Consider the following 8,645-nt stretch of genomic DNA (forward strand, 5'->3'; position numbering starts at 1 on the left):
CCTCTGGAAAACTGGAGACACAACATGGCTACCAATGCAGTCAAGTACATTCCCGAAGGCATGCATACGCTGACCCCGCACATCGTGTGCGAAGGCGCGTCCGATGCCATTGCTTTCTACAAGAAGGCGTTCAACGCAGAAGAAATCGTGCGACTGCCCGGCCCCAACGGCAAGGTCATGCACGCGGCCATCCGTATCGGCGATTCCGTGCTGATGATGATGGACGATTTTCCGGAATGGGGCAGCCTGGGGCCGAAGGCGCTCAAGGGCACGCCGATCTGCCTGCACCTGTACGTAAAGGACGTGGACGCCGCGCTGCAGCAAGCGGTGGCCGCCGGGGCCCAGATCACGATGCCCGCCGCCGACATGTTCTGGGGCGACCGCTACGGCCAGGTGGTGGACCCGTTCGGGCACCGCTGGTCCCTCGCAACACACAAGCAGGACCTGACGCCCGAGGAAATCCAGGCAAACATGGCGAAGATGGGCCCGATGGAAGGCTGCGGAGACGCGACGAAAAAATGAAGGGACAGGGAGGCGCCTGCCTCCCTGCGCCCTACGCGCCCGATCCGCCCTGCTGCGGGTACGGCCCCAGGAAATCCATCTTGCCGATCGGCACGCCCGCCTGCCGCAAAATGCCGTAGGCGGTCGTGACATGGAAATAGAAGTTCGGCAGCGCGAACGTCAACAGGTAGTCGTCGCCCTGGAATTCGGGCTTGAAGTCGCCGAAGCTTAAGGCGACCTTGCGGCTTTCGGCCCCGTCGATCTGCTCGGGCGGCACGCTCTGCACATACGCCAGGGTGTCGGCGATGCGCTGCTGCAATTGCGGCAGCGTTGTCTCGTTGTCCGGGAATTTGGGCGCCTCGTTCTGCGACAGGCGCTGCACGGCGAACTTGGACGCATCGCTGGCGCGCTGGACCTGGCCCGACAGCGGATACATGTCGGGCGCGAGCCGGGCATTGACGAGCTGGGCGGGATCAATGCCGTTCGCTTCGGCATGCGCGGCCGCTTTTTCCAGCAGTGCGGCCAGCACCTTCAGGCCGCGGATGAAGACAGGCACGGACGCCTGGTACATGGATAGGGACATGGCAGTGGTTTCCGTAATGCTTGCGTGGCCGGCGCACGGTGCGCCGGGCTGATCGGGAATGCCGCGATCTTACGCCGCGTGACGTCAATCCAGCCGCGTCCGGGGCCGACATATCCATTCATCAAGCGCCAACAATAACAAGGCGGGACAGGCCTCCCTGCGCCCTACGCGCCCGGGCGGAATCACCCCGCGGCGGCCTCGTCCCCGGCCGCCTGGGCGGCCCCGACGCGGCGCTGTCCCTGGAAAAACCGCCACACCAGCGCCGACGCATCCGGGCCGCTGCGCGAGTGATACCGGACCGATTCATCGCCGCCGCTCCACGCGTGCTCCACCCGCGCGATTTCGCACAGGCGCAGCACGGTCTTGCGGCCGCGCAGGATGTCCACCCGGCGGTACGCCTTTTCGGTGCCCAGGCCCAGCACGCGCTCGACGGGCAGCGCTTCGGGATTCGGGTTGTTCACCGCGCGGAACTGTTCGAACAGCTGACGGGCGTTGCGCGGCGCGACGGCCGGATCCAGCAGTCCCTGCAGGATCAATGCGGGCATGCCCAGCCGGAAGACGGCCGGGTCCGCCACCGACTCCAGCAACGGCACGATCGGCTTGACGCTGCCCCGGCGCATCGTGGCGATGCCGGCGGCGGCGCTATGGGCGTCGCCCACCACCGGACCGGAATGCATGGCCACCGCGGCGACCAGTCCGGGATGCCGCAAGGCCACCAGCGCCGCCATGCCGGCGCCCGCTGACAGGCCGGCGACGTAGACGCGCTCGGGGTCCAGGCCATGGCGCACGACCTCCGACCGGATCAGGGCGGCGATCAGGTCGGCCTCGGCCCCGCCGTGATCGTCGTCCGGCTGGAACCAGCGCCAGCAGCGCTGCACCTGCCGCGTCATCGACTGCTGCGGATACAGCACCATGAAGCCGCCAGCATCGGCCCATTGGTTCATGCGCGAGCCCCGCGCGAACGCCGCCGACGTCTGCCGGCAGCCATGCAGCATCACGACCAAGGGCATGCCCGCGCCGGGCGCGGATTCCGGGGTGTAGCGGGAAAAGGCCAGCCTGCGGCCCGAGCCGTCGACGAACTGGCGGGAGGCCTCCCAGCGCCCCAGGCCCAGCGGCGGCGCGACAGCCGCGGCGGCGGCGACCTTGGCCGCCTTGATGGCCTTGGCCGCGCGCGTCGCCTCGGCAGCGCTCTTGCGCGCCTTCGCCGTGCGCTTGCGGGCGGCCTTCGGCGCCGCCATGCGCAACGCCGCACGCTGCAACTTGGTGATTTTCTTCGCCGCTTTGAAAAACAGACTGCTGAAACTGCGCGCCATGGCTGGGGCCTGTTCGGTAGATCCTGTTTGCGCCACCGCCAGCGTCCGACGCAGGGGGAGGAACACGGGCGTGGCGGCGATGCCGCCCCGAAGGGAAGATGCGTGTCGTCAGCAGCGGGCGGGCGGACGCGCGGCGGCGCCTGCGAGCGGATCCAGACAGGAGACCAGCGCCACGGCGGACGTGGGGATGGGACGAACCTCGACCACTTTACTGGAAGCCATAAGGCCGATTGCCGGAATCATCGGTACTTCCCCTGAGAATGGCCGTCGCATCGGCGCGGGCGGTCCGACGGCGGTGTATGCCCGGAAAGAGAAAAGCAAGCCGCCTCTGAGGGCGGTTGTTTAGCGCGTTAAATGTATCACACAGTAACTATTCCGGCCCGATTTTTCCCCGGCTGCGCGCCCGCTTGCACAAGATCAAAGCCGTCCCGGATTGCCGTCCGCGAAACCCGTCTGGCGCTTGAGCCCGCCCCCTAAAACGCCTATTGTGGAAGCCTTGCCTCGATAAGAATCATTCATGTTTCCCAACGACCGTCCCCAGACCCTGGGCGAAGAAATCGCCAACAGCATCAGCCATGGGGTGGGCGCAGCCGGGGCGCTGGCCGGGACGCCGCTGCTGATCGCGGCCGCGGTGCGCCAGGGCGACGCGGCCTTCATCGCAGGCGCGGCGGTGTTCGCCGCCTCCATGTGCCTGCTGTACCTGGCTTCCACCATCTATCACGCCCTGCCCCGCTGCCGCGCCAAGCAAATCTTCAACGTGCTGGACCACTCCGCCATCTACCTGCTGATCGCGGGCACCTACACGCCGTTCGCGCTGGGCGCCTTGCGCGGTCCGTGGGGCTGGACGCTGTTCGGACTGGTGTGGGGGCTGGCGCTGCTAGGCGTGGGCCTGAAGGCCAGCAAGCGGCTCAACCGGCCGGCCTTGTCCACCGGACTGTACCTGGCGATGGGCTGGATCGTGGTCATCGCCGTCAAGCCGCTGCTGGAACTGGTGCCGGCCGGCGGCCTGTGGTGGCTGGTGGCGGGCGGGCTGGCCTACACGGGCGGCGTCGTGTTCTTCGTGTTCGATAACCGCTGGCGCTACAGCCATTTCATCTGGCACCTCTTTGTGCTGGCGGGCACCGCCTGCCATTTCTTCGCGGTGTTCTGGTACGCCGCCTGACGCCCGCGCCCGCCGGATCAGGCGGGCCGCTCCGGGTCCCGCCTCAGGTATTCCGTCGGCGGCATGCCCAGCACCCGCCGGAACATCGTGGAAAACGCCGCCGGGCTCTGGTAACCGAAATCCAGCGCGATGGCCGTAACCGGCTCGCCCGCGGCCAGGCGGGCCAGCGCCAGCACCACGCAGGCGCGCTGCCGCCATTCTGAAAACGCCATGCCCGTTTGCCGCCGAAAGTAGCGGGTGAAGGTGCGCAGGCTCATGTGCAGGCCGTCCGCCCAGACTTGCGGCGGCAGACGGGCGTCGGGCGCGGCGATGAAGGCGCGGCACAGCGGCGCCAGGCGCGCATCGCGCGGCAGCGGAATATGCAGCGGCAGCACCGGCGCGCGCTCGACCTCGTGCAGCAGCAAAGCGGCCAGCGCGCCGTCCCGGCCGTTCCGGTCGTAGTCGGCAGGCATGTCTACGGCCTCCAGCAGCAACTGGCGCAACAGCGGCGACACGTCGACGACCTCGCAGGCATGGCGGTCCGCGCGCGCCGCGCCGGGCTCGATATACGCGCTCCGGGTGCTCACGCCCAGCATGCGGACCTGGTGTGTCACGCCCGCGGGTATCCAGACGGCCCGCTGCGGCGGCACCACCCAATTGCCGTCCCGCGTAACCACATGCATGACGCCGGTGGCGCCGTAGAGCAGCTGGGCGCGGCGATGCGCATGGTCGGGCAGCAGCTCGCCTGGCGGGTAGTCGTTGCCGATGGCGACCACCGCGCGGTCCACGTGGTCGTAGCGGTCGATATGGGTATTGCGCATGGCGCCGGGCGTCAGGACGGGTTGGCCGAAACAAAAACATTATTGTCCAGACCTGGAAAGCAGGCCAAGCCCGCCCGCCGTATCGTGGCGGCTTTCCCGCATTGGATGGACGGCATGATCTACCTGGTTCTGGCCTTGTTCGGCGCCCTGAGCGGCGTCACCACCGTACTGTTCGGATTCGGCGGCGGCTTCGTGGTGGTGCCGGTGCTGTATGGCGTACTGACCGCTGCCCACGGCGCGCACGACGCCATCGGCCAGTCGGCAATGCACATCGCGGTGGCCACCTCCACCTGCGTCATGATCGTCAATTCGGTGGCGGCGACGCGCAAGCACCAGCGCGCCGGCAACATCGTGCACGCCTACGTCTGGCCGCTGGCCGGCTATATCGCGGCTGGCGCCCTGCTGGGCGCGCTGGCCGCCACCCGCACGGACGCAAGCCTGCTGCGGTACGCCTTCATTGCCTACCTGGGCGCAACGATCCTGGATTGCCTGCTGCGCCAGGGTTTTCTGGCGCAGCGCGACGGGCAGGCGCCCGGGCCCCTGGGGCGGGCGGCCACGCTAGGCGGCGTGGCCATCGGCGCGGTCGCGGCGTTTCTGGGGGTGGGAGGCAGCGTAATGACGGTGCCGCTGCTGCGCCGCCGCGGCCTGCCCATGGCCAAGGCCGCCGCGATGGCCAACCCGCTGACTTTGCCGGTGGCCATCGCAGGCACAATCGCCTACATCGCCGCAGCCAGTGGGCTGCCGGCCGCGCTGGCGCCATGGATCGTGGGCTATGTGGACCTGCTGGCCTTCGCCCTCCTCGCGCTGGGTTCGCTGGCCGGCATCCGCCTGGCCGCCCCGCTGATCCCCCGCATTCCCGACCGGCTGCACGCCCGCGTGTACGTGCTGCTGCTGGCCGCCGTGATGCTCGCCATGCTGATCGTGTAGCGGAGGTGGATGGCGCCGCCGCCCGCAAACCTAAGGTCACATCGCGGCCAGCAGCGACTACGAAACCGCGCAAAACGTTTCCGTGACGCTCCCTGGGGCCGTCCTCCCGGCGCGCCGGCGCATATCGTGGCCTGCCGACACAGGAAAACACATCGCGAAACTTGTCCCGGGGCGGGTCGCGTCGTCATCATGGACGCACATTCAACCGGAACATGGAGGTTTCATGCAGCGTTCCACTTACGCATTCCTATCCGCCGCCATCCTGACGACGGCGCTGTCCGGTGCACCTGCCCTGGCGCAACAGGCCGCCCAGCCCCAAGGACAGTCCCAGGCGCAGCCCGGCATGGCGCCCGCCGCCGTGAAGCCGTCTGACCAGCAATTGCAGCGCTTTGCCTCGGCATCGCAAAAGATTTCGGGCGTCGTGGACGAATACCGTCCCAAGGTCGACGCCGCCAAGACCAACGAAGCCAAGCAGAAGGTCGTGCAGGAAGCCGACGCCAAGATGGTTCAGTTGGTGCGCGCCGACGGCCTGACGGTCGAGGAATTCAACGGCATCGGCCAGGCCGTTCAGCAGGATCCCCAGCTCAAGCAGCGCGTGATCAACATGAGCCAGGGCGCCCCGGCCCCGCGCTGATCCGCTTCCCCCGCTGTCGCGGCGGCAGTCTGGCCGCGGCAAAACGCCACGCCCCTTCACGGGAGCGTGGCGTTTTTTTACGATGGCCGCCTTGCGCGGGCCGGTCTACGTCTTCAGGCGATAGCCCGTCTTGAAGATCCAGCGCACGCCGATGAGGCAGGCGATCAGGAACGCCACGGTCATGCCCACGCTGATTTCGACGCTGACGTCGGCCACGCCGAAAAAGGCCCAGCGAAAGCCGCTGACCAGGTACACCACCGGGTTGAATAGCGTAACGGTGTGCCAGAACGGCGGCAGCATGTTGATGGAATAGAACGTGCCGCCCAGGAAGGTCAGCGGCGTGATGATCATCAGCGGAATGATCTGCAGCTTTTCGAACCCGTCGGCCCAGATCCCGATGATGAAGCCGAACAGGCTGAAGGTGACGGCGGTCAGCACCAGGAACCCCAGCATCCAGAACGGATGCGCCACCTCGAACGCCACGAACAGGCGCGCCGTGGCCAGCATGATGAGGCCCAGGATGATGGACTTGCTGGCGGCGGCCCCCACGTAGCCCATGACGATCTCGACGTAGGAGATGGGCGCTGAATGGATTTCGTAGATGGTCCCCGAAAAGCGCGGCATGTAGATGCCGAACGAGGCGTTGGCGACGCTTTGCGTCAGCAGCGACAGCATGATCATGCCGGGCACGATGAAGGCGCCGTAGCTCACGCCGTCGATCTCGACCATGTGCGAGCCGATGGCCGACCCGAACACCACAAAATAGAGCGAGGTGGAAATCACCGGCGACAGCACGCTCTGCATGAGCGTGCGCCAGGCCCGGGCCATTTCGAACAGATAGATGGCGCGTATGGCGTAGAAGTTCATGATTGACCGTGTACCAGGCTGACAAAGATGTCCTCGAGCGAGCTTTCGGATGAATTCAGATCGGTGAATTCGATCTGCAGCCTGCTAAGGTCGTGCAGCAGCCGCGAGATATCGCCGCCGCCCTGGTTGTCGTAGGAGTAGACCAGCTTGTAGCCGTCGGCGGACAGATCCAGCTGATAGGCGTCCAGCGCGGTCGGGATGCCCGGCAGCGGCGCTTTCAGCGTCAGGGCGAGCTGGCGTTTGCCCAGCTTGGCCATCAGCGCATCCTTTTCCTCGACCAGGATGATCTCGCCCTTGCGGATCACGCCGATGCGGTCGGCCATTTCCTGGGCTTCCTCGATGTAGTGCGTGGTCAGGATGATGGTCACGCCACTTTCCCGCAGGCGCCGCACCATTTCCCACATGCCGCGGCGCAGTTCGACGTCGACGCCCGCGGTGGGTTCGTCCAGGAACAGGATGGCGGGCTCGTGCGACAGCGCCTTGGCGATCATGACGCGGCGCTTCATGCCGCCGGACAAGGCCATGATGCGGCTGTCTTTCTTGTCCCACAGCGACAGGTCGCGCAGGACCTTTTCGATGTAGGCCGGGTCGGCCGGCTTGCCGAACAGGCCGCGGCTGAACGTGACCGTGTTCCACACGCTTTCGAAGGCGTCGGTGGAGATTTCCTGGGGCACCAGCCCGATCTTGGACCGCGCCGCGCGGAAATCCGACACGATGTCGTGGCCGTCGGCCAGCACCTTGCCGTGCGTGGGATTCACGATGCCGCAGATGATGCTGATCAGCGTGGTCTTGCCCGCGCCGTTCGGCCCGAGCAACGCGAAGATCTCGCCGCGCTGGATGTCCAGGCTCACGTTCTTGAGCGCCTGGAACCCCGAGGCGTATTGTTTGGATAAGCCTTGAACTGAAATGACCGGCTGCACGCGAGCCCCCAACTAAACTGATAGCCGAGGATTTTACCCGCCGCACCGTTACCGCTTGTTCAGTCTGGCGGAACGGTGTGTTTGGATTTCGGGAATTAACGGCCTGGGCGCGACTTGTGGGCACGTATACTTGCGCGTTGCGCGATCAGCGCGGTTTTCATGAGGTTCCAACGTGAGCGCACTGCCCTCCTGCCCCCAATGCCAGTCGGAATTCACCTACGAAGACGGTGCGCTCTTCGTCTGTCCGGAATGCGCGCATGAGTGGCCGGCGCAAGCCGACACCGCGGCGGACGATGCGACGAAGATCTACCGCGACTCGGCGGGCAACGTCCTGCAGGACGGCGACACCGTCACCGTCATCAAGGACCTTAAGCTCAAGGGTTCGGGCGGCGTGATCAAGATGGGGACCAAGGTCAAGGGCATCCGCCTTGTCGACGCCGACCACGACATCGACTGCAAGATCGACGGCTTCGGCCCCATGAGCCTGAAGTCCGAATTCGTCAAAAAGGCCTGAGCCTCAGAAGTCCTCGTCCTCTTCCACCTTCGGCATCAGGTAAGCCGTGAGGGCGCTGGACAGGCCCGCCATCACCCACAGCACGAAGAAAGACACGGTATAGAAGCCCACCCGACCCGACGGGACGTGCCCGAAAATGGCGACGTCCAGCGGGTCGATCAAGGCGAAGATCAGTGCGCTACCCGCGGCGGCAGCCAGAAACGACGGCCACAGGATCCACATCAACGATCGCATTCCCATGCGTGCACTCCCCCGGTCAAGGTTTGGCGGGCGCGGCGACGGCGTTCAACGCCCCCGGGGCCTCGCCGGCTTTGGAAGCGGCCTGCTCGATAACCAGGCCGCGCTTGACGATGCCTTCCTGGATGGGCTGGTTGCCGAACTGCGTCACTGCGAAGTAAATCGTGATGAAGCAACCCACCATGGC

At 66.3% G+C, this 8,645-nt stretch carries 11 protein-coding genes; 5 read left to right on the plus strand and 6 right to left on the minus strand.

Annotated features, from left to right (window positions below):
• Positions 1-24 precede the first annotated feature (24 nt).
• Positions 25-522, plus strand: coding sequence for a VOC family protein (locus tag KYC_RS19560; RefSeq protein ID WP_008165551.1), 498 nt, complete (start codon positions 25-27; stop codon positions 520-522).
• A 31-nt stretch (positions 523-553) separates the two neighbouring features.
• Here KYC_RS19560 and KYC_RS19565 read toward each other — a convergent pair whose 3' ends face one another.
• Complete coding sequence (locus tag KYC_RS19565; RefSeq protein WP_043518955.1) at positions 554-1,084, minus strand: DUF1993 domain-containing protein; 531 nt, start codon at positions 1,082-1,084, stop codon at positions 554-556.
• Positions 1,085-1,266: 182 nt separating this feature from the next.
• Entirely contained in the window at positions 1,267-2,322 is a 1,056-nt protein-coding gene (locus KYC_RS19570; RefSeq protein ID WP_238531966.1) for an extracellular catalytic domain type 1 short-chain-length polyhydroxyalkanoate depolymerase, read from the minus strand.
• 592 nt (positions 2,323-2,914) lie between these two features.
• Here KYC_RS19570 and trhA point away from each other — a divergent pair.
• Positions 2,915-3,559, plus strand: coding sequence for a PAQR family membrane homeostasis protein TrhA (gene trhA / locus KYC_RS19575; protein WP_008165557.1), 645 nt, complete (start codon positions 2,915-2,917; stop codon positions 3,557-3,559).
• Positions 3,560-3,576: 17 nt separating this feature from the next.
• Here trhA and KYC_RS19580 read toward each other — a convergent pair whose 3' ends face one another.
• A complete protein-coding gene (locus tag KYC_RS19580) occupies positions 3,577-4,359 on the minus strand; it encodes an AraC family transcriptional regulator (protein ID WP_008165558.1) in 783 nt (260 codons plus the stop codon).
• A gap of 114 nt (positions 4,360-4,473) precedes the next feature.
• On the opposite strand from KYC_RS19580, the gene KYC_RS19585 reads away from it, so the two are divergent.
• Complete coding sequence (locus KYC_RS19585; protein ID WP_008165560.1) at positions 4,474-5,286, plus strand: sulfite exporter TauE/SafE family protein; 813 nt, start codon at positions 4,474-4,476, stop codon at positions 5,284-5,286.
• A gap of 223 nt (positions 5,287-5,509) precedes the next feature.
• Positions 5,510-5,920, plus strand: coding sequence for a DUF4168 domain-containing protein (locus tag KYC_RS19590; protein ID WP_008165562.1), 411 nt, complete (start codon positions 5,510-5,512; stop codon positions 5,918-5,920).
• Between the two features lie 105 nt (positions 5,921-6,025).
• On the opposite strand, the gene KYC_RS19595 is transcribed toward KYC_RS19590, so the two are convergent.
• On the minus strand, positions 6,026-6,787 hold the full coding sequence (locus KYC_RS19595; protein WP_008165564.1) for an ABC transporter permease: 762 nt from the start codon (positions 6,785-6,787) through the stop codon (positions 6,026-6,028).
• Positions 6,784-7,707, minus strand: coding sequence for an ABC transporter ATP-binding protein (locus tag KYC_RS19600; protein ID WP_008165566.1), 924 nt, complete (start codon positions 7,705-7,707; stop codon positions 6,784-6,786). Before KYC_RS19600 ends, KYC_RS19595 begins: the two co-directional genes overlap by 4 nt.
• Positions 7,708-7,879: 172 nt before the next feature.
• Here KYC_RS19600 and KYC_RS19605 point away from each other — a divergent pair, with 172 nt between their 5' ends.
• Positions 7,880-8,221: a zinc ribbon domain-containing protein YjdM gene (locus tag KYC_RS19605; protein WP_008165568.1), complete on the plus strand. Its 342-nt coding sequence runs from the start codon at positions 7,880-7,882 to the stop codon at positions 8,219-8,221.
• Between the two features lie 3 nt (positions 8,222-8,224).
• On the opposite strand, the gene KYC_RS19610 is transcribed toward KYC_RS19605, so the two are convergent.
• A complete protein-coding gene (locus KYC_RS19610) occupies positions 8,225-8,461 on the minus strand; it encodes a hypothetical protein (protein ID WP_043518956.1) in 237 nt (78 codons plus the stop codon).
• Between the last annotated feature and the right edge of the window lie 184 nt (positions 8,462-8,645).

Source organism: Achromobacter arsenitoxydans SY8 (genome assembly GCF_000236785.1).
In the GTDB taxonomy this organism is placed as follows: domain Bacteria; phylum Pseudomonadota; class Gammaproteobacteria; order Burkholderiales; family Burkholderiaceae_B; genus Achromobacter; species Achromobacter arsenitoxydans.

Excerpts from the sequence above, each read along its gene's own strand:
- KYC_RS19560 (WP_008165551.1), top strand. The coding sequence starts at position 25 with ATGGCTACCAATGCAGTCAAGTACATTCCCGAAGGCATGCATACGCTG.
- KYC_RS19565 (WP_043518955.1), bottom strand. The coding sequence starts at position 1,084 with ATGTCCCTATCCATGTACCAGGCGTCCGTGCCTGTCTTCATCCGCGGC.
- KYC_RS19570 (WP_238531966.1), bottom strand. The coding sequence starts at position 2,322 with ATGGCGGCGCCGAAGGCCGCCCGCAAGCGCACGGCGAAGGCGCGCAAG.
- trhA (WP_008165557.1), top strand. The coding sequence starts at position 2,915 with ATGTTTCCCAACGACCGTCCCCAGACCCTGGGCGAAGAAATCGCCAAC.
- KYC_RS19580 (WP_008165558.1), bottom strand. The coding sequence starts at position 4,359 with ATGCGCAATACCCATATCGACCGCTACGACCACGTGGACCGCGCGGTG.
- KYC_RS19585 (WP_008165560.1), top strand. The coding sequence starts at position 4,474 with ATGATCTACCTGGTTCTGGCCTTGTTCGGCGCCCTGAGCGGCGTCACC.
- KYC_RS19590 (WP_008165562.1), top strand. The coding sequence starts at position 5,510 with ATGCAGCGTTCCACTTACGCATTCCTATCCGCCGCCATCCTGACGACG.
- KYC_RS19595 (WP_008165564.1), bottom strand. The coding sequence starts at position 6,787 with ATGAACTTCTACGCCATACGCGCCATCTATCTGTTCGAAATGGCCCGG.
- KYC_RS19610 (WP_043518956.1), bottom strand. The coding sequence starts at position 8,461 with ATGGGAATGCGATCGTTGATGTGGATCCTGTGGCCGTCGTTTCTGGCT.